The 18,963-nt window shown below is 51.4% G+C and carries 18 protein-coding genes; 13 read left to right on the top strand and 5 right to left on the bottom strand.

Features of this window, described 5'->3' with window-relative positions:
• Positions 1 to 50: 50 nt before the first annotated feature.
• Both AC0MA3_RS22875 and ilvA read left to right on the top strand, forming a co-directional pair.
• Complete coding sequence (locus AC0MA3_RS22875; protein ID WP_474657931.1) at positions 51 to 308, top strand: aspartyl-phosphate phosphatase Spo0E family protein; 258 nt, start codon at positions 51 to 53, stop codon at positions 306 to 308.
• A 448-nt stretch (positions 309 to 756) separates the two neighbouring features.
• Complete coding sequence (gene ilvA / locus AC0MA3_RS22870) at positions 757 to 2,019, top strand: threonine ammonia-lyase IlvA (protein ID WP_474657930.1); 1,263 nt, start codon at positions 757 to 759, stop codon at positions 2,017 to 2,019.
• A 73-nt stretch (positions 2,020 to 2,092) separates the two neighbouring features.
• On the opposite strand, the gene AC0MA3_RS22865 is transcribed toward ilvA, so the two are convergent.
• Complete coding sequence (locus AC0MA3_RS22865; protein WP_474657929.1) at positions 2,093 to 3,046, bottom strand: hypothetical protein; 954 nt, start codon at positions 3,044 to 3,046, stop codon at positions 2,093 to 2,095.
• A gap of 42 nt (positions 3,047 to 3,088) precedes the next feature.
• Entirely contained in the window at positions 3,089 to 3,751 is a 663-nt protein-coding gene (locus AC0MA3_RS22860) for a DUF1129 family protein (RefSeq protein ID WP_474657928.1), read from the bottom strand.
• A 182-nt stretch (positions 3,752 to 3,933) separates the two neighbouring features.
• Between AC0MA3_RS22860 and AC0MA3_RS22855 the strand changes: the two genes are divergently transcribed.
• The 7 genes from AC0MA3_RS22855 to corA all read left to right on the top strand — a co-directional run bounded on the left by AC0MA3_RS22855 (position 3,934) and on the right by corA (position 10,313).
• Positions 3,934 to 4,134 (top strand): hypothetical protein, encoded by a 201-nt coding sequence (locus AC0MA3_RS22855; protein WP_379163280.1) that lies wholly within the window; start codon positions 3,934 to 3,936, stop codon positions 4,132 to 4,134.
• 211 nt (positions 4,135 to 4,345) lie between these two features.
• The gene (locus tag AC0MA3_RS22850) at positions 4,346 to 5,176 is read left to right on the top strand and encodes an alpha/beta hydrolase family protein (RefSeq protein WP_474657927.1); all 831 of its coding nucleotides are present in this window, start codon (positions 4,346 to 4,348) and stop codon (positions 5,174 to 5,176) included.
• An 85-nt stretch (positions 5,177 to 5,261) separates the two neighbouring features.
• The gene (locus tag AC0MA3_RS22845; protein WP_474657926.1) at positions 5,262 to 6,038 is read left to right on the top strand and encodes a DODA-type extradiol aromatic ring-opening family dioxygenase; all 777 of its coding nucleotides are present in this window, start codon (positions 5,262 to 5,264) and stop codon (positions 6,036 to 6,038) included.
• Between the two features lie 225 nt (positions 6,039 to 6,263).
• Positions 6,264 to 7,376, top strand: a complete 1,113-nt coding sequence (locus tag AC0MA3_RS22840) for a DUF3048 domain-containing protein (RefSeq protein ID WP_474657925.1) — start codon at positions 6,264 to 6,266, stop codon at positions 7,374 to 7,376.
• 187 nt (positions 7,377 to 7,563) lie between these two features.
• The gene (locus tag AC0MA3_RS22835) at positions 7,564 to 8,181 is read left to right on the top strand and encodes a DUF47 domain-containing protein (protein WP_379163269.1); all 618 of its coding nucleotides are present in this window, start codon (positions 7,564 to 7,566) and stop codon (positions 8,179 to 8,181) included.
• A gap of 13 nt (positions 8,182 to 8,194) precedes the next feature.
• Positions 8,195 to 9,184 (top strand): inorganic phosphate transporter, encoded by a 990-nt coding sequence (locus AC0MA3_RS22830; RefSeq protein WP_379163266.1) that lies wholly within the window; start codon positions 8,195 to 8,197, stop codon positions 9,182 to 9,184.
• 169 nt (positions 9,185 to 9,353) lie between these two features.
• Positions 9,354 to 10,313: a magnesium/cobalt transporter CorA gene (corA, locus tag AC0MA3_RS22825; RefSeq protein WP_474657924.1), complete on the top strand. Its 960-nt coding sequence runs from the start codon at positions 9,354 to 9,356 to the stop codon at positions 10,311 to 10,313.
• A 154-nt stretch (positions 10,314 to 10,467) separates the two neighbouring features.
• Here corA and AC0MA3_RS22820 read toward each other — a convergent pair whose 3' ends face one another.
• On the bottom strand, positions 10,468 to 11,028 hold the full coding sequence (locus AC0MA3_RS22820; RefSeq protein WP_474657923.1) for a tyrosine protein kinase: 561 nt from the start codon (positions 11,026 to 11,028) through the stop codon (positions 10,468 to 10,470).
• A 428-nt stretch (positions 11,029 to 11,456) separates the two neighbouring features.
• Between AC0MA3_RS22820 and AC0MA3_RS22815 the strand changes: the two genes are divergently transcribed.
• The 4 genes from AC0MA3_RS22815 (at position 11,457) to rlmD (ending at position 15,630) form a co-directional block, all read left to right on the top strand.
• Entirely contained in the window at positions 11,457 to 11,747 is a 291-nt protein-coding gene (locus tag AC0MA3_RS22815) for a YerC/YecD family TrpR-related protein (protein ID WP_020428424.1), read from the top strand.
• A 3-nt stretch (positions 11,748 to 11,750) separates the two neighbouring features.
• Positions 11,751 to 12,521 (top strand): sirohydrochlorin chelatase, encoded by a 771-nt coding sequence (locus AC0MA3_RS22810; protein ID WP_474657922.1) that lies wholly within the window; start codon positions 11,751 to 11,753, stop codon positions 12,519 to 12,521.
• Between the two features lie 258 nt (positions 12,522 to 12,779).
• Positions 12,780 to 13,673 (top strand): diacylglycerol kinase, encoded by an 894-nt coding sequence (locus AC0MA3_RS22805; protein WP_379163253.1) that lies wholly within the window; start codon positions 12,780 to 12,782, stop codon positions 13,671 to 13,673.
• A gap of 352 nt (positions 13,674 to 14,025) precedes the next feature.
• On the top strand, positions 14,026 to 15,630 hold the full coding sequence (gene rlmD, locus AC0MA3_RS22800; RefSeq protein WP_474657921.1) for a 23S rRNA (uracil(1939)-C(5))-methyltransferase RlmD: 1,605 nt from the start codon (positions 14,026 to 14,028) through the stop codon (positions 15,628 to 15,630).
• Between the two features lie 161 nt (positions 15,631 to 15,791).
• Here the strand turns inward: rlmD and AC0MA3_RS22795 are convergent, their stop codons facing one another.
• Positions 15,792 to 16,850, bottom strand: coding sequence for a hypothetical protein (locus AC0MA3_RS22795; RefSeq protein WP_474657920.1), 1,059 nt, complete (start codon positions 16,848 to 16,850; stop codon positions 15,792 to 15,794).
• Positions 16,851 to 18,689: an HSP90 family protein gene (locus AC0MA3_RS22790; protein WP_474657919.1), complete on the bottom strand. Its 1,839-nt coding sequence runs from the start codon at positions 18,687 to 18,689 to the stop codon at positions 16,851 to 16,853. It abuts the gene before it with no gap.
• Positions 18,690 to 18,963 lie beyond the last annotated feature (274 nt).

Genomic DNA, 18,963 nt, shown 5'->3' with positions numbered 1-18,963 from the left:
ACCCGAAAAAAGACATAGCCCTCTAAAATACTAAAAAAGGAGGGATAAGAGTGAGAGAAGAAGATGGTTTGAAAAAAGTACTGGAACAAGCCCGGCAAGATTTGAATAATCTGCAATATCAGTACGAACTGGACCATCCAGCCGTGCTTCATCAATCGATGGTACTCGACGAGCTAATCAATCAGTACACCCGAAGCAACGTCGCCCAAGTGAAAAAAAGATCGGGTGCAGCAGGAAACCGGCTGGCAGCTGAAGAGCTATGGCCAACGCATGCACAGATCTATCGTACCGCAAACTCCGCGTCCTAAAACAATGCGTGGAAGTACTCTACGCACTACAGCCTTCGTAGTCATTCTCTCTCAGCTGCACCAGCATCCTTGAATATGCTCGAATGGAACAGCAGGTCGTGTACGCCGCAGGCTTTTAATTTGATTAAATACTATAACAATGCCTGCGGTAGTATAACGCCTCGAATTCCCTCTTTATAATAATCAGCCTCTTAATCAGGCATTTACATAGGTGAATGCTTGTTTAGTTACGTTATTTTTGCAAAATACCTTACACCGTAACAATTTATTCACAGCTTGGAGTCCTGGGATCTCCGAACAGCTACTGGAAGCCTGGAGAAACTGCTGAATAGCGTATTCAGGTTCAAGGCGTAATTGCCAGGGAGGGGACAATGCTTGAAAAAAAGTTCCCGGAAGAGTATGTTACAAGAAGCAATTTGATTAGTTAGAGACAGTGAGGCGAGGAATAATGAGAGAAGGCGAAGACCGGATCGTAGGAATGGAAGATATTGTACGTGCACATCATGTGCTTCGGGAGGTTATCGTCCGTACCCCTTTGCAGCTCGATGCGGTGCTGTCGGCCAGATACGGCTGTAATGTGTATTTGAAACGTGAGGATCTGCAGATTGTCCGCTCCTTCAAGATCAGGGGGGCCTATAATATGATCCGCAGCTTGTCTGCTGAGGACAGGGCCAAGGGCATTGTCTGTGCAAGTGCAGGGAACCATGCTCAGGGCGTAGCCTATTCCTGCAAGGCTCTGGGTATTAAAGGGAAGATTTATATGCCAAGCACCACCCCTAATCAAAAGATTAAGCAGGTCCGGAAGTTCGGCGGCGAGTACGTTGAGGTCATCCTAAAAGGTGACACCTTTGATGATGCGTACGAGGAGGCGCTTCAGGCATGCATTGATCATAGTATGACTCTGATTCATCCTTTTGATGAACCACGGATTATCGCTGGAAACGGCACGATTGCGATGGAGGTCATGGAGAGCCTGGACAAGCCTGCCGACTTTGTGTTTGTTACTATTGGCGGCGGCGGTCTGGCAGCAGGTGTGGCCACCTATGTGAAGACGGTGAGCCCTTCTACAAAAGTAATTGGTGTTGAGCCTTCTGGAGCGGCTTCTATGAGCGAAGCGCTAAAGCGCGGAGAAGTGATCACCCTGGAAGAGATTAATAAATTTGTCGATGGAGCTGCCGTGAAACGGGTGGGCGGATTGACATATGATATCTGCTCCCGCCGGCTTGACGATGTGGTTAAGGTTCCGGAGGGCAAGGCCTGTACGACCATTCTGGAGCTGTACAATGAGAATGCGATTGTTGTGGAGCCTGCAGGATCGCTGCCTATCGCGGCACTTGATCTGTACCGTGACCAGATCCGCGGCAAAACGGTGGTCTGCATTATCAGCGGCGGCAACAATGACATTGACCGGATGCAGGAGATCAAGGAACGTTCGCTGATCTATGAAGGTCTTAAGCATTACTTCATGGTTAACTTCCCGCAGCGCGCCGGTGCCCTGCGCGAGTTCCTCGCTGAGGTGCTTGGATCCGGGGATGATATCACCCGTTTCGAATACACGAAGAAGAATGAGAAGGAAAACGGCCCGGCGCTGGTCGGAATCGAGCTTCAGCATAAAGAGGACTACACCCCGCTCATTGAACGGATGCAGCAAAAAGGTGTGGATTATCTGGAAATTAATAAAGATCCGAACTTGTTTAATATGCTGATCTAATCTTTCATTAAAAACAGACGAAAAGGCCCGCCCCAGGAAGTTAGGGGGCAGGCCTTTTTTACAATCTAGGGATTTACGACTGGGGAACCTCTGTCTTCAGATATTCGGTAATGCCATCATCCAGCTTATAGCCATTCGCCTTCAAGAGCTTCATGAAGCCCTCCAATTTCAGTAGAAAAGGGCTGCTGCCGTTGTTCTTGCTGAGAATACTGCTGTAGGCCTTTTGCGCCTCCAGATCCATCTCCAGATTGTCATAGTGGAAAAGCGGGGTGTTATTCTGCCCATAAAAGGTATTGATTACATAGGTGGAATATAAGGCCCTCACTGCCGAAATGCGGTTCGATTTGGGATGGCTCTGGATGAATTCCTCCTGGGCCAGCGCCCGGGCGGCAACATCCCCCCAGGAAATGACCAGTCCGTTATCTTTTGAAGAAGGCAGATCTGCTTCGGTGGCCATAATGGAAATATAATCACGGATATCATTCATAACGTAAACTTTGTATTTGCGGTAAGCCGCATAATCGATTACCGGAAAAAAGGAGCCTTCAGCAGTCTCCAGCTTATAGCCGCTTTCCCCTGCACTCTTCAGGAGGTCCCGCAGAGAAGCGTCCTCCGTAATCTCAGCCAGCTTGGTCATGCTGATACCTGCTTTGTAGACTGAGGTCAGCTTCCGCTGAACACTGCTGCTGCTGAATTTGCTCTCCCAGGTCTTCATGGTGGCCTTATGGAGATTCTCCAGCTTCAGGATTAAGACGGTTGCCTGATAGGGACTGACGGCATATATATTGTTGTTCAAGAATCGTAGTGCTTCTGGTAATCTGGCGGAAGAGGCCAGCAGGGGCAGAGCCGCCTTGTACACCGCCTCAGCATGACTGTTGCCCGCCTCCGCGGTTACCTTGCTACCAGGGGCAGAAAGTCCCTCGGTTCCGGTGGATGAACTCTTGGCAAGCACATGTCCGTTAATCCCGGACGGCAGTCCCAGAATGGCAGCTATAGCGGCAGATAGAAGAATTGTTTTCATTTTCATGGACATTTCCCCCTGTTTGAGTTGACCTGAGAATCCTGACATCTATGATCTGAAAAAGAAATACTTTAGCGAAAGGCCGCCGGTCACGGCGAGAATCAGACTTACCCAAGGAGAGATGGAAATGACCGGAAACAGATTGTCAAGAAACACGCCAAGGAAGACCACCAGGATAGCAATACCTACATAAATTCCGAGTGCCTTGATATCGAATGCCTTGGGCTGTGGAGCATCATCCTCGGACAAGGAGGACATCCATCTCATGATCATCTCTATAAGGACGATGGCCCCTGCGCCCACAGTAAGGATGGTAAATATACTGATCTGACCGAACATGCCCGGTTCCCCGGTACTCCATGACAGAATCAGACCTGCAATGGCATACACGCTGAATAGTCCAGTCAGTGCAGCGCAGGAAATCATCAGATAGTGGTTCAGCTTGCTGCGTTCCTTGGGGACAGAAGTTTTGCCGGTAATCTCTTTGAAGTAGTCCTCAGGATGATCGCCAAAAATCTGTTTGGCGTTTTTACCCTTGCTTTGGCCCTCCAGCAGAAGTGCAGCCGCCTCAAGCAGCAGCTCTTCGGTGCGGACCGGGTCTACTTTGCTGGCACGGAGCCCCAGCAGCATATCTTCATAATAAGAGCGGTTGAACGGTGTCATCTGCTCACGCAGCACGTTATTTTGCTTCATCATAGCTTTGACTTTCATAGTAAAAATATAAACCTCCAGTAGTGGGTCGGAATAGGCCTTTAACCTAGAGTATACGTTTGGGTGGCGGTTGTGTGCAAGGACAAGCATTTCCGGTCCGGGATGAATAATCCGTTTGGAAGAGTGAACACTAGTAACGTTTCTGCTTCACTACTACGGCTACAAGGAAGGCAGGGAGCGTTATGGAGACTGATAACAGAGAAGAGCCAGGCAAATTCGTGGGTGATGGCTTCGCGCCTCCGCTTGCGGGTGAAGTGGGAGATTGGGGTAATTCCGATGGCTTAAGCTTATGGGATTCTGAATCGGATACGCCCGACAATGGCCTGGAAGGCTGGCAGGGCAGACGGCAGACGCATGATATGTTTCATGAAAGCTATGAATAATGCGTAATTGAAGCACGGTTCCTCCTGTGCTGGGCCTCTTTTGCTCCATGAGGAGCAGAAGGGGTCTTTTATTCGCCGGTACTGCCTGATTTATTCCTGCTTATTATTGACAAGAGACACGCAAAACGTATAATGAAGATATTAATCTGACTAATTTAATCGGGATAATTACAATTTGAAATAGGTTGCCTTTTTAAGGAGGGGTTCAGCAATGGAACGGAATATTACTATTCGTCATAACGGGGAAGAATTAACGGCAAGCATCCATTATCCATCCAGGGAAAAGGGGAGCTCCGGACGCTGCAAGGATAGGGTGCCGCTGGCGGTGATCTGCCATGGATTCGTCGGTAACCGAATCGGAGTCGACCGTATATTTGTCAAGGCTGCCCGCGAGCTGGCTTCTGACGGATATATGGTGATCCGTTTTGATTATGTGGGCTGCGGAGAGAGCAGCGGGAATTATGGCAGTGAAGATATGGAATCGATGATAGCCCAGACCCGGGCCGTCCTCGATTATGGTATCAGCTCTGCAGATGTAGATCCTCAGCGTGTCACGCTGATCGGGCACAGCCTTGGCGGCGCGGTGGCCCTGCTCACCGGGGTCCGGGACCGCCGCGTCAAGAATCTGGTCCTGTGGGCAGCGGTAGGCTATCCATTCAATGATATTGTGAAGATCGTGGGCCGGGAAGCTTTTGACCGTTCGGTGAAGAGTGGTTCTTCGGATTTTGCGGGCTATTCTTTTACACCCGTCTATTTCAACTCGCTTGCTGCTTATCAGCCGTTTCAGGAAGCCGGCAAGTTCAGCGGCGATGTACTGGTGATCCACGGAACCTCAGATGATGTGATTCCTGTGGATTATGCGTTCCTCTACCAGAAACTGTTCTGGACACGCCCTGAGGGGCGCTGCGACAAAGAGGTGATTTTTCAGGGGGATCATACCTTCTCATCAGGCCCGGCGCAGGCCCAGGTGCTGAAGCGCACCAAGGATTGGATGAATCAGCAGGAGCATATACAGGAAGAGTGGCAGAACTGGATGATATAGGGGTCGTCCTCCGCTCGCATTAACCCAGAATAAGCGGTAAAATAAAAATGCAGACCATATACTGGGTTATGGAGGTGGGCACCCTATGAAATTACCGGCATTTTTTATTGCACATGGTTCTCCGCTGCTTGCCCTTGAGGATAACGAATATACCCGTTTCCTGGAACGGCTGGGTGCTGATCTGGGTACCCCCCGCGGGATCGTTGTCTTTTCAGCACATTGGGACAGTCCTGAGCAGCTGATTACGGTGGACGGACAGCACGAAACCATGCATGATTTCTATGGATTCCCGGACGAGATGTACTCGCTAACCTACCCCGCAAAGGGAGATCCTGCACTCAGCCGCCGAATCTCCGAACTCTTTGCCGCCAAGAATCTTCCCCACCAGCCGGTGCTGGGACGGGGGCTCGATCATGGAACCTGGGTCATTCTGAAGAAGATGTTCCCGGCAGCTGATATCCCTGTAGTGGCCTTGTCTGTCGATTCCTTGCGCTCCCCGGAGGAGCAGTATAATATCGGCAAGATGCTGGCTCCGCTGCGAGATGAGGGTATTCTGCTGATCGGAAGCGGGGGGCTGGTTCATAATCTGCGGCTGCTGAAGCAGGACGACCAGCCGGTGCAATGGGCCCTTGACTTTGATGCCTGGATCGCAGCTGGCCTTGAAGTATGGGATCTGCCTGCACTATTCGCCTACGAGAAAAAAGCGCCGCATGTGCGCGATGCGGTTCCCAGCTATGGGCGGGAGCATTTTGTGCCGCTCTTCTATGTGATGGGAACAGCCGACGAAGGCAGAAGTGCGCAGCTTATGATCCAAGCCTATCAATACGGGACACTTAGTCTCAACTGCTGGATGATGGACTAAATCACACATACGATACATGAGGGATACAGCCTGAAGAGGGGTTGTATCTTTTTTAGTGAGGGAATCAAGACAAATGAACTCCGCTATGATTAAATGGGAGATAGCTTACATAAAGATCACGAAGCAAGGCTCCATAAAACTAAGCTCATGCTTCCGATGCCAGTTTTATTACGTAGAAAGATCACGAAGTAAGGCTCCATAAAACTTTTAGGAGGAAAAACACATATGACCCTAAGCCGATATTCTTCCCGCCTGATCACCGGCTGTGTGCTTGCGGCCCTGCTGCTCTCTGCTTGCGGGGAAAAGGAAGCGGAAATAGTGACTGCGCCTTCACCTTCGGCAGTACCAACCCTTGCGCCGTCTCCGGTCACATCTGCGGAGCCATCACCGGCGGACGAGCCTGTGATTGGGCGAATCACCTCCGGGCTGACCGGACTTCCGCTGGAAGAGAGCGTTCTGCCCCGCCCTTTGGCGGTGATGATCAACAACGCACCTGCTGCACGGCCGCAGTCAGGAATCAGCGAAGCGGATATTCTGTACGAGGTGCTGGCCGAGGGCGGAATTACACGGCTGATCGGGATTTTCCAAAGTCATACCGGAGTGGTCAAAATCGGACCGATCCGCAGCATTCGCCCGTATCTCATCGACATCGGTGAAAGCTACGGCGGTGTAACGGTACATGCGGGAGGTAGCCAGGCAGCGTATGCCATTCTCCAGAAGGAGAAAAAGGATGACATGGACGAGATCGGCAGAGCCGGAGCTTACTTCTGGCGCGACAAAGCGCGCAAAGCGCCTCATAATCTGTACAGCAATGCCGCCAAGCTGCGCGAGGGTGCGGACAAGCTCGGATACGCCGGAACAGTGGAGGTTCCCGGGTATCTTTTCACAGATCCCAATTATGTGCCGGTTGAGGGGAAGCCTGCAGCAGAGTTCACAGTCAATTTTCTGCTGAAAAGCTATAACGTAGGGTACAAATACAGCAATGAACGTGAGACCTATCAGCGCTGGGTGAACGGTAAGCCGCATCTGGACCTGAATAACGGCAATCCGGTAGAGGCGGCCAATGTGATGGTGATGGGGGCAGATCATAAAGTGCTCGATGACGTGGGAAGACTGCAGATCGATATCGAGCTGGGAGGGGAGGCCGTGCTGTTTCAGCGTGGACAAGTACAGAAGGGCAGATGGTCACGCAAGCCTGGAGATGTGATCCGCTTCGTGAAGAATGATGGCACAGAGGCGCTGATGTACCCCGGAATCACTCATATTCTGATAGTGCCGAACGCTCCTTCCTTCAGCAGTCATATTCAATATGCACCGACTCCAGTGCCTAACGGGTAGAGACGCCAAAACATGCGGTTTGGATGATTATTTTTACGATTACAGGGAATTGTTATTATAGTGTAAAAAAGTTCGTTTCTTTTACTTCTATCCCTCCTATTGATATGATAAGATAACAAGGGTTGTCATTCATTTTCATGCTGTTTACATATGAATGGCTGCATTTTATGTAAAGGGGTTTAAACTAATGAAGTTGAGAAAAAAGGACATATTCTTTGAGACGCTGGAAAACATGGCTGATACCATTGTCCAGGCGGCAGATTATTTCGCTCAGAATATTACGACTCTGCGGGAGAATGTCGAGAATTTCGCAGCGGTGATGAAGAAATATGAATCCCAATGCGACACGTACACGCACACCGTTATCAAGGAATTGAACAAGACGTTTATCACACCGCTGGAACGCGACGATATTATGGACCTCATCACCAGTATGGATGATGTTATTGACGGTCTGGAAGCTTCAGCTTCACGTTTCTATATGTACAATCTGCTGGAGCCGGACGAATATATCGTGCAATTCGCAGAGATTCTCCGCCAGTCCGCCTATGAAATTCAAAAAGCGGTTCATTTGCTCTCCCAGAAGAAGCTGCTGGCGATCCGTGAGTACACTATCCGTCTGAACGATCTGGAGAACCAGGGCGACGAAGTGCTCCGCATCTGTACCAAAGCCTTGTTTGAAACGGTAAAAGACCCGATTGAGCTGATTAAGCGCAAAGAGCTGTACGAGCGGCTAGAAACTACAACCGATAAATGCGAAGATGTAGCGAACATGCTGGAATCGATCATCATGCGCAACTCATAAGGGGCCTGGAAAAATGGAAACATCAATATTTGTACTAGGTTTTGTTATTTTTCTAGCGCTTGCATTCGATTTCATCAACGGGTTCCACGATACCGCTAATGCGATTGCCACTTCGGTCTCCACACGGGCGCTTCGTCCCCGGACCGCTATTCTGATGGCGGCTTCGATGAACTTTATCGGGGCACTGATGTTTACGGGTGTAGCCAAAAAAATCGGGGGCAGCATCACCGATCCAGCCCTGCTGGATAACGGGATAGACATCGTCATAGCGACACTGATCGCTGCGATTATCTGGAATCTGGTAACCTGGTGGCTGGGGATTCCTTCCTCCTCTTCCCATGCGCTTATCGGTGCGCTTGCTGGAGCGGTCTACGTAGGTGCCGGTACGGAGCATATCAAATGGCATGGCTTTATTGAAATTGTCGAGGGGCTCGTATTCTCCCCGCTGATTGCTTTTGTCATTGGTTACATCGTCATGACGATTCTGAAATGGATCTTCGCCAAACGCAGTCCGCATACCGTGAATAAGGGCTTCCGCTCCATGCAGGTTATTACGGCGGCGCTTCAATCCTTCACACACGGTACCAATGATGCGCAGAAGGCGATGGGGATTATCACTTTTGCACTCGTTACCTCCGGACGTCTGGAGACTATGGAAGTTCCTCTATGGGTAAAAATCGCTGCAGCAACGTCCATGGCACTGGGCACGTCGATTGGCGGCTGGAAGATTATTAAGACTATGGGAACGAAGATTTTCAAGATTGAGCCTATTAACGGTTTCGCTGCAGATATTTCCGCCGCTTCTGTTATTTTCTCGGCTACACTGCTGCACTTGCCGGTAAGTACGACACACGCCATTACATCGTCCATTCTCGGTGTAGGTTCAGCCAAACGCTTCTCTGCTGTGAAATGGGGAGTCGCTGGACGAATTGTGATCACCTGGTTTATTACTATTCCAATCAGCGCTGTGTTGGCAGGGATTATATTCAAAATCATATTCTAAGCAGCATTGCTGCTTATCAAGATGTCACGGAAGCCACGGATGGCTGCGGACATCTTTTTTTGTTGAGCGGGGAGCGGCGGCAGACCATTTGGGGTGAAAGCGCTTCTTGCTGTACAATGGTTACGTGCAATAAAGAGCGATGGGAAGATGTAATAGACGGAGGCCTTATATGATACGAACGCTTGCAGTTACACATAAGGGTGAGGTGTTGACGGATCTGCCGCTTCAGGACATTACCCTGGCAGACTATGCCTGGATTTGGGCGGATTTCTCCACCCCTACAGCGGAGGAGACCCTGCTGCTGGATACTTATTTTCATTTTCATCCCTTGGCGATTGAAGACTGCATGCATATTCTGCAGCGCCCGAAGCTGGATTATTATGAGAACGTGCAGTTTTTTGTACTGCATGCGCTGAATGAACGGACGCTGGAGGCCGAGGAGATTGACCTGTTCCTCAGCAAAGGCTTTCTCGTATCCTATCACCATCAGGAGAAACCGGAGATGGATGAAGCCTGGCAGATGGTAAAGGCAGAAATTCATAGCCGCAAAGGCTGGTCCGGCGGTCCTATGGCTGCTGCGTACACCGTGATGGATAAGCTGGTAGACCGGTATTTTCCAAGCTTGTACGCTTTGGAGGATGAGCTTGCTGATCTGGAGAGCCAGGGCGGCAGCGAGTCTGTCGAAGACCTCATGAGCCAGGTTTTTAATGTACGCGGACGGCTGCTTAAGCTGCGCCGGACGATCGTGCCGATGCGTGACTTGATGTACCGGATCGTGAACTCCCAGCATGTGCAGAGCAATGGGGAGGAACGGATCTATTTTGGGGACATCTACGATCATCTGCTGAAGCTGACGGACATGATTGAAGTGGACCGGGAAATGACCGCCGATCTGCGCGACAGCTACATCTCGCTCAACTCGAACCGGATGAACTCGATCATGAAGACCCTGACGGTGATTACGACCGTCTTCATGCCGCTGACCCTGATCGCCGGGATTTACGGGATGAATTTCCGGGTCATGCCGGAGCTGGACTGGAAATATGGCTATTTTGGGGTGCTGATGCTGATGCTGGTGCTCGGTGTGGGCATGTTCCGCTGGTTCCGGCGTAGTGGCTGGTTTAAGTAAAGTGCTGAGAAAAGTATGAAGCTAGCGCCAGGTTTGCCTGAAGCGTACCCTGAGAGGTACGCTTTTTTTTGTGGTGTTCTAAGCATGGAGCGGGGCAGCGATGTACTGCACTGCAGAACCCTTGATACCTGTCAAAAAGCATTAAAAAAGCCGCCTACTTCCGGCGGCGTTTAACAGAGGCGGGGGAGGATTTGCGCCGGCTCTTCGGCGCTGTTTTTTTGCGTGGCTGTGATCCTTGGCGTCTCTTCTTGCGCCGTTTGGGGCTGTAGAGTGCTGCATCTTCTTCAGCTGCAAGCTCACCTGCACCCGAGCCCTTCTTCTTGCCAAAGCTGCCCATGACCAGCTTCACCATCGGGGCCATCTGCTGAAATCCCTGCATAACCTTCTGCACCTTGCCCATGGAATTGACGATGCCGTCGACGCCGCCCAGCCGGTCAACAATCCCCTTGATCTGTTCCATGTTGGCGAGATTGCCGAGATTGCCTAGTCCTCCAAGCAGCCCGCCGGGTTTGGCAGTAGCGGCTTCGGCAGCGGCAACGGGTATTGCGAGTGCGGTCTCTTCGGCTGCCTCTGCACCTACGGCAGGTAGCATTCCGGGTTGCCCGTAGACGGGAGGGTAGGCATATGAACTGATCCCGGGATACGGCGATGAAGGATACGGCTCGGCCAGTGAACGCCCGCCCCGGCGGGAATGATTATAGTAATGATCAGGCATAACATCACATTCCTTCGTTAGTGGTTTGCTATACTGTATGTCATAGGCGAACATAAGGTATAGACGAACGCCCGGTTTACCGGGATAGCAGCGGAAAAGGGCGGATGCCCACCTGCCGGTGCCGGAAGTGAAGAAACCGTGACCATGCTTGATTTTCGGCACTTATGTAGTACTATAGTTAAGGCAGTAAATTCTTATGGATTCTGAGCAGAGGCTTGTGAGCAGGTTTGAATTTGTACACGTGGGGTGGACGTTTGTCCGTCATTTTCGCTCATTACAGCGTGAAATCGTTAATGCTTGAAAAATGTGCTCCAGTACAATATAGTAGAGGCAAGATAGTCATTACATTTAAGCTTTTGAACTCTTTTTTTTGAAGGATATCTTATCAGTGATATCAGCACTGACCAAACTTTAGGGGATGATAATCGATGCAGCTTAAGAAGCTAAACGATAAAAGTATAGACCAATTATTTGAAGCCATTTTAACATTAAAAGATATGGAAGAGTGCTATGTTTTCTTTGATGATTTGTGCACGGTGAATGAGATTCAATCCCTTTCGCAGCGTCTGGAAGTCGCACGTATGCTGGGCAAAGGGTCTACATACAATCAGATCGAAGCGGAGACCGGAGCCAGCACGGCGACAATTTCGCGTGTGAAGCGCTGCCTGAACTACGGAAATGACGGATACAAATTAACGCTGGAACGTCTGGGACGATAAACCATGAAGACGGGCGTACTGATTATTAGTCACGGCTCCCGCGACCAAGCCTGGGTGTCGATTGTCGAGGAAGCTGTAAGCCATTTGGTGCTGGAGGAGGAGATGCCCGTTGCGGTTTCTTTTCTGGAGCTGGTCGAAGGCCGGTTAATTCAAGATGGTATAGATAGTCTGGAATATGAAGGGGTCACAGATATTATTGTGATCCCCTTGTTTGTTTCTTCCGGCAGTACGCATGTCGATGAAATAGAGTATGCGCTGGGTGCCAAACCTGCGCCGGAGAAGGAGACGGATCTTGAGCCTTTTGACGTCAAGGCCAAGGTGCATTACGGTTACCCGGTCGATGACGATCCGGATATTGCTGTTATGATCTGGGACAAGCTGCGTGAACTGTCTAAGCACCCGGAGCGGGAGACGATTCTGCTCGTAGGCCATGGCAGCGTCCATGAGGGCTTCCGGCAGCGCTGGCAGCAGGGAATCTCCTCGCTGGCAGAGCGCGTCCGCCAGATTAGCGGAGCCGCAGCGGCGGACTACGGTCTGCTGAACCCGGACAATGTGCGGAGCAAGGTGGAATATTGGCGGGAGCAGGGGCATGACGTACTGGTGGCTCCGCTTTTTTTGAGTGAAGGCTATTTCACCAAGCGTGTGATTCCCGAGCGGCTCCTCGGTCTGGAGTATGCCTATTCGGGACAGACGCTGCTGCCGCATCCCTTACTGCCGCACTGGATAGAGCAGCAGGTAAAGGTTATGCTGGAGCGGATCCGGCAAAGCTGTTAAGAATATTGTGCTGCAAAAGATAGCGCTTCCGGTATTTATTACACCTCCTGCCGCATACACTGATTTATGCTTACTGCTGAGGAAACCCTTCTCGTTGAAACGGCACCTGAAAGCGATAGAGAGTAAGATTTCTTCGTTTGCAGAGTCCCTTATACCAGGATGGCGAAGCCGCTTCTGCTTACCGACATTGCTTGTAGGGTTCCGAATTGGGTATAATCAGTAAGGTTATCTATTATATAAACAGGTGGCGTTCCGGTAATGAAAACTGCGAGATTGATCTATAATCCCACTTCCGGTCGGGAAGAAATGAAGAAACGGCTCGCCGATATTCTGGACCGGCTGGATATTGGCGGCATTGAAGCCTCGTGCCATGCAACAAGCGGAGAGGGAGATGCTACGGCAGCGGCAGCGGAGGCTGTCGAGCGCGGGTGTTATGATCTGATTATTGCGGCGGGCGGCGATGGTACGCTGAACGAGGTGATTAACGGCATGGCTGAGAAGCCGAATCTTCCCCCGCTTGGTGTATTGCCACTGGGTACAACTAATGATTTTGCCCGGGCGATGGGCATTCCGAAGAACTGGGAGGATTCTGTTGATCTGATTCTCCGTCAGGAATCGCGCCTGATTGACCTCGGCAAAGCTAACGACCGTTATTTCATTAATATAGCCGGCGGCGGAAGACTGACCGAGCTGACATACGAGGTTCCCAGCAGGCTGAAGACTATGATGGGCCAGCTTGCCTACTACCTGAAGGGTATTGAAAAAATGGCCAGCCTGTCACCGCAGGAGCTGTACATCCGTGCCAATGGCCAGGAACTGATTCATGATGAGTTCATGTTATTCCTCATCGCCAATACCAATTCTGTAGGCGGCTTCGAGAAGCTTGCTCCGGATGCCCGGATCGACGATGGGCTGTTCGACGTGATTGCCGTTAAGAAATGCAATCTGGCCGAGTTCATCCGCCTGGTTAGTCTGGCGATCCGTGGTGAGCATCTGCAGGACAAGAAAGTCGTGTACTTCCGTACCGATGCGATGGAGGTCACCTCCCCGGGATATGTTCAGCTTAATCTGGACGGGGAACTCGGCGGCACGTTGCCAGGCAAGTTCCAGATCCTTCCGCAGCATTTGCGGATTTTTGCGCAGAATAACTAGAGGGTTGTCCGGGTCTGGATTTGGAGAAAATCGGCCGCGGGGTCATCAGATTACGGTGATATCGCAACGAGCTCCCGATCGGGAGGGATGTCTAGTTCGTAACGGACTGAGCGGCTCTTATTCCGGGCGAGAGTCGATTTTACACAAGCTAACGGACCCCAGTGCGCTTATTTACCGGTATTTCCTCTGAAAATGGCTGGTGAAGCAGTCTTAAGCGCGCTACGGTCCGTTAGTCAGTTAAAGTATCCCTTTTCTGCCCAATAGAGGCTGTACAGTCCGTAAGCGATAGATTACAAGGATTGGCCATAACAAGATGAATCGTGAAGATAATGAAAGAAGTGAACCTATACACATGAGTAAACACCGCAGTGGACGCAGCGCAAGCCGCCCTGAACCTGGACCGGCCTCTGTCGCCGGACTGCCAGTGAATAAGAATGATGAGGTCCTGCTCGATATCATCGGCATGACCCATGAAGGTGAAGGGGTAGGCCGGGTCGAGGGCTTTACCCTTTTTGTGCAGGGCGCTCTTCCCGGTGAGAAGGTCCGGGCCAAGGTGCTCAAGACCAAGAAGCAGTATGGCTATGCCAAGCTGCTCGAGCTTGTACGGCCCAGCAGCGACCGGAGCCAGCCGCCATGCCCGATCTATGATCAATGCGGCGGCTGCCAGCTGCAGCATATGGATTACACCGCCCAGCTGGCGTGGAAACGGCAGCTGGTGGTGGACAACCTGCAGCGGATTGGGAAGCTGAATGTAACTGGTGCGCCGGGTAGAGGTGCGGGGAGTGGCAGTGTTAAGGGCGAAGCTAGCTACACGGGCGCGGAGGCGACAGATGAGAACGGCAATGGGACGAATACAGGTGCTGCGGATTCTTCGGCTGAAGGTTCTAATGTGGCAAGTACAAATGCCACAGTTTCTCCAGTTGAGGGAATCATCGTTCGGCCTACCTTGGGTATGGACGAGCCTTGGCGCTACCGCAATAAGGCTCAAGTGCCAATAGGTGTCACCGAAGGCGGTCTGGTCGGCGGCTTCTACGCCCGCGGCAGCCACCGGATTATCGACATGGAGACCTGTCTGATCCAGCACGAACATAACGACGACGTCGTAGCTGCGGTGAAGCGAATCGGCAGAGAGCTTGGCATCTCTGCCTACGACGAAGAAACCGGACGAGGTCTGCTGCGCCATGTCGTGGTGAAGAAAGCTTTCCGCACCGGCGAAATGATGCTCGTCCTCGTAACCAACGGCCGCGACATCCCGCATCTGGACGCTTGGATCGGCAGCATCCGTGATGCGCTGCCGCAGGTGGAGAGCATCTGCCAGAACGTGAACACCCAGCGGACGAACGTGATCTTCGGCAACGAAACCCGCGTACTGTGGGGCAGAGATGTCATCTACGATTATATTGGCGATGTGCAGTTCGCCATCTCCGCCCGTTCGTTCTACCAGGTGAATCCGGTACAGACTGAGGTGCTATACGGCAAAACCGTAGAGTATGCCGGACTGACTGGCAACGAAACGGTGATCGATGCCTACTGCGGCATCGGGACGATCTCGCTATTCCTGGCCCAGCATGCGGCTAAAGTGTACGGCGTAGAGATTGTGCCTGAAGCTATCGAGGATGCGCGGGCAAATGCCCGGCTTAATCATATGAACAACGTAGTGTTCGAGGTTGGCGCCTCTGAGGATGTCATTCCTGCCTGGAAAGAGCAGGGCGTTGCACCGGACGTAATCGTTGTTGATCCGCCGCGTAAGGGGTGTGATCCGCACCTGCTGGATACGATTCTGGCGATGAAGCCGGAGCGGGTGGTGTATGTGTCGTGTAATCCATCGACACTTGCTAGGGATTTGCGGGTGCTTGAGGATGGCGGGTACAAAACAGTGGAGGTCACTCCGGTGGATATGTTCCCGCATACGGTGCATGTAGAGGCTGTTTGCTCCTTAATTTATAAGGGTTTTTGAGTACCGGAATCAAATAGACCGCATGCCTTTGCCGGCAGTGCGGTCTATTGTTTGTATTGGACAGCGGCGCTACGATAAGCGCATCAAAGGTTAGGATAAGGCATCATTGCGTCTAACACTGTGCCTATAATAAAAATGTGAAACTGGAACAGGAACATAGTCTACAATCGTTGCAGGAGTGCGGTATAGTAATCGTTACCGTTTCGGTTATCCAGTTTTTCCGCTGTGGCGAGAGCGTCTTGCTGGAAGTGCTTCGCAAGCAACGTTACCTCCCCGGACTGGTGCTCACACGGGTGTCCTGCCGGAAGCTTGACCTGGAACCGGATGGATTCTCCCGCCAGCTGGCGGAACAGCTTGGCCGAATAGGCGTTGAATATCATTCGGTCGACCGGGTTCTCATGATCGAGAGAGGAGGCAATATACTCTTCAAAGACCTCCAGCGCCTTGATTGGATCAGTCAAGGTCAGGTAACCGATGTGCTCTCCCTGATGATACAGGAAATCGCGGTTACCCCTTACCAATTGTAAACCTTTCTTCTGAAGCTTATCTGCTTCCTGCTGACGGCCCAGCCGCAGGAGAGGGAACAGCACCTTCGTGATGGTCACATGAGGCACCTCGCCGCAGCTCATTTTACCTTTGAGAATCGGTTCGGCCGCCTTCACGGTTCCTTCGTCGTCTCCCCGCTTCGCCAGAAACTCGACAAGGCGGTTTTGCTCACAGGCCGGACAATCGCTCATCTCATCCCGATCCATGGCCTGCACGATATCCCATTCTGCCTGAGAATGGTCCAGTTCTCCAAACTCCGCGAAGATGTGCGCCCGGTAGTAGTGATAGGAACGGCTGCTATAGCCTTCGGCTGCAAAACGTATCTTCATGTCCTCCAGCAGGTTCTCGATCTGAACACGGCTAATATCTGCAAAAGAGGTGATGCGATCCAGAACCCACTTGTAGGACCACAGCAGGGTGAAGCTATCAAACTGGTCCGGATTTTTGTCATACTGTCCCAATTGCCAGGAAAAGGCGACCAGCGCCTTCATTGGATAGCCGTGGAAGCTGCCCGTCTCTACGATTTCGCTGCGTGCCTCAAAACCCTGATCGAGATCTCCTGCGGCATCTGCCACCCGTACCGCCTGCTCCAGCAGATCCAGCTTAGCCTTTCCGCCTGGCATGTCATAGGCTTCGTCCATCAGCTCTTCAAAACTCATCCCGGTAAGGTTCATCTACTCGTCTCCTCCTGTCGTATGACTGGCCGTCATACCCCAATCAATAAATTGAATAATGCCTTTGTTCAGAAGCATTGTCTCTTGACGGTTCATCGGATAATGTCCCATCATCAGCGCATTACAGTACAGCATCTCGATAATGGAAGGCAGCATTGCCTTGTGTGCCGGATGAAATGCCCGCTCAATGACAGGATTGTTCAGGTTAAAATAAAGCGTTGCGTACGCTGTATCTTTTAACGTAGCGCCCAGGCTGCCCAGAACGGAGGACAGAGCGTCGGTGCTCACTTCTTTGGTTGCCTCCATAACCCGCCATTGAGCGGACTCCTGAGACAGCGTGTAGAGTACAGGAATTTCCTCTGGCTTGAAGCGGCGAAGCTGCACCTGGCAGCGGAATTTCTGCAGCACACTATCTGCCAATCTTACGGATTCATAGTAGTCAAGCCGCTCTTGGGGTGTAATATCGGTAAAAGATAACGACACCTCCTCCGGCAGCAGCCGTTCTGTCTGCACGTCCGGGTCAATTAGGGGTAGCAGAGACAGCAGCTCGGCATCATAAATATACCCGCCATTCACCACCAGCATGGATTGGGCCGCAGCCACATGGGTAATCTGGCGGTACTCGTCCAGCGTAGCAGTAAAGTAAAGAGGGGATTGCTGCTTCAGCTCGCCAAGCGGCTTCGTGCCAAACGTGCTCTCAAACGGGAGCCACTCGTGAATAATCGAGTAGAAGGACGAATCTTCCACCGCGAGGGCCTTCATGGATAAGGCATGCAGGGAAATGATGGATTGCAGGCGATCCGGATCATACTCTGCCATCCGCATCAATTCCTGACGAATGGTGTTCCCCAGCTCTTCCCGCACCTGCTCCAGCTGGACGTTCTCATAGAAATGCTCCCGGGAAGCGGTCGGCTGTAGATCATCGGTCCAGATCATGCATTTAACGAAGAACGCCCAGTCCGGCAGGACATTGTCGGCGGCCTCGGAGACCAGCATGTGCTTCAAGTACACCCGGTGATTGCGTTTGGCGCCCAAGTTCACTGCATGCGGCAGGATGAAGGCGATGCCTCCCGTCCGGCCGGAGGAGGTATGCAAAGGAATGAAATCCCGGAACGTCTCCCCAAGCACCTGCTTACCAAAGGCCAGCACCTCGCTGCGATGCTTCCGGGCCAGCTGCGGATCTTTGACCCAAGGCGGGGAAGGCGGATTAATCAAGCGAGTGGTTTGATTGGACACCAATTGGATGGGATAAGGCAGCAGTGCTCCATAATGGAACAGCCATTCTTGAAGATTGCCTTCCTTGAAGTACGGCTCGGAGCCTTCTTTGCAACGCAAAAAAACTTTGGTTCCCGGAGCATGTATCCCTTCGAGCTTGCGGATCGTATAGGTTCCATCCGGCTTCCCGCGCCATTCCAGTGCAGGTCCGCCCTTGGCGGATTGTGTAACCATGACGATATCGTCACTCACCATAAAGCAAGACAAGAGCCCGATGCCAAACCGCCCGATAAAAGAGGTGTTGGTCTGGAGAAAGTCCTCGCCCCGCTTGGAGGATTGTCCGATCATAGCCAGGAACTCATGAATTTCCGACTCGTCTAACCCGATCCCGTTATCTTCTACTAATAAGGTCGCCCCGGTTGAAGTCTCGCTTACCTCGACATGAATCCTGCCATCGTATCCACCCTGGGAATAAGCCTGCCGTGCAGTAATCGCGTCTACGCCATTTTGCAGCAGCTCCCTCAAGAATACCTTCGGGCTGCTATACAAATGGTTAGACAAAATGTTGATCATACCGCTTAAGTTGACCTGAAAACGATATGTATCCTGGGTTTGATTATTCATTTTTGTTCTCCTATTCTGTAATAATCGCGCTTATCATCCACAGGAGGACAACCGTATTGTCCTTTATGCCAATAACAGACCGTTATGTATGCGGATGCCGCTTTATATATTACCCCCGAGCTGCTTATCAAGAAACAAATATTGACAATATACTTCCACATATATACACAATCCCTAATTGCCGCTTTGTAATGCTGAATAATTTTTTGCTATGATTGCCCATCAGGGATTCCATTAAATAGGCAAGATGTGTTGACGTTGCTTATTCCACATA

The organism is Paenibacillus sp. LS-5 (genome assembly GCF_056121505.1).
The sequence above is the reverse complement of the archived record's forward strand: the minus strand, read 5'-3'. Positions and strand labels throughout refer to the sequence as shown.

What these genes read in the sequence shown, in the direction of transcription:
- ilvA (WP_474657930.1), top strand. Translation starts at nt 757, where the DNA reads ATGAGAGAAGGCGAAGACCGGATCGTAGGAATGGAAGATATTGTACGT.
- AC0MA3_RS22865 (WP_474657929.1), bottom strand. Translation starts at nt 3,046, where the DNA reads ATGAAAATGAAAACAATTCTTCTATCTGCCGCTATAGCTGCCATTCTG.
- AC0MA3_RS22860 (WP_474657928.1), bottom strand. Translation starts at nt 3,751, where the DNA reads ATGAAAGTCAAAGCTATGATGAAGCAAAATAACGTGCTGCGTGAGCAG.
- AC0MA3_RS22855 (WP_379163280.1), top strand. Translation starts at nt 3,934, where the DNA reads ATGGAGACTGATAACAGAGAAGAGCCAGGCAAATTCGTGGGTGATGGC.
- AC0MA3_RS22850 (WP_474657927.1), top strand. Translation starts at nt 4,346, where the DNA reads ATGGAACGGAATATTACTATTCGTCATAACGGGGAAGAATTAACGGCA.
- AC0MA3_RS22845 (WP_474657926.1), top strand. Translation starts at nt 5,262, where the DNA reads ATGAAATTACCGGCATTTTTTATTGCACATGGTTCTCCGCTGCTTGCC.
- AC0MA3_RS22840 (WP_474657925.1), top strand. Translation starts at nt 6,264, where the DNA reads ATGACCCTAAGCCGATATTCTTCCCGCCTGATCACCGGCTGTGTGCTT.
- AC0MA3_RS22835 (WP_379163269.1), top strand. Translation starts at nt 7,564, where the DNA reads ATGAAGTTGAGAAAAAAGGACATATTCTTTGAGACGCTGGAAAACATG.
- AC0MA3_RS22830 (WP_379163266.1), top strand. Translation starts at nt 8,195, where the DNA reads ATGGAAACATCAATATTTGTACTAGGTTTTGTTATTTTTCTAGCGCTT.
- corA (WP_474657924.1), top strand. Translation starts at nt 9,354, where the DNA reads ATGATACGAACGCTTGCAGTTACACATAAGGGTGAGGTGTTGACGGAT.
- AC0MA3_RS22820 (WP_474657923.1), bottom strand. Translation starts at nt 11,028, where the DNA reads ATGCCTGATCATTACTATAATCATTCCCGCCGGGGCGGGCGTTCACTG.
- AC0MA3_RS22815 (WP_020428424.1), top strand. Translation starts at nt 11,457, where the DNA reads ATGCAGCTTAAGAAGCTAAACGATAAAAGTATAGACCAATTATTTGAA.
- AC0MA3_RS22810 (WP_474657922.1), top strand. Translation starts at nt 11,751, where the DNA reads ATGAAGACGGGCGTACTGATTATTAGTCACGGCTCCCGCGACCAAGCC.
- AC0MA3_RS22805 (WP_379163253.1), top strand. Translation starts at nt 12,780, where the DNA reads ATGAAAACTGCGAGATTGATCTATAATCCCACTTCCGGTCGGGAAGAA.
- rlmD (WP_474657921.1), top strand. Translation starts at nt 14,026, where the DNA reads ATGAGTAAACACCGCAGTGGACGCAGCGCAAGCCGCCCTGAACCTGGA.
- AC0MA3_RS22795 (WP_474657920.1), bottom strand. Translation starts at nt 16,850, where the DNA reads ATGAACCTTACCGGGATGAGTTTTGAAGAGCTGATGGACGAAGCCTAT.
- AC0MA3_RS22790 (WP_474657919.1), bottom strand. Translation starts at nt 18,689, where the DNA reads ATGAATAATCAAACCCAGGATACATATCGTTTTCAGGTCAACTTAAGC.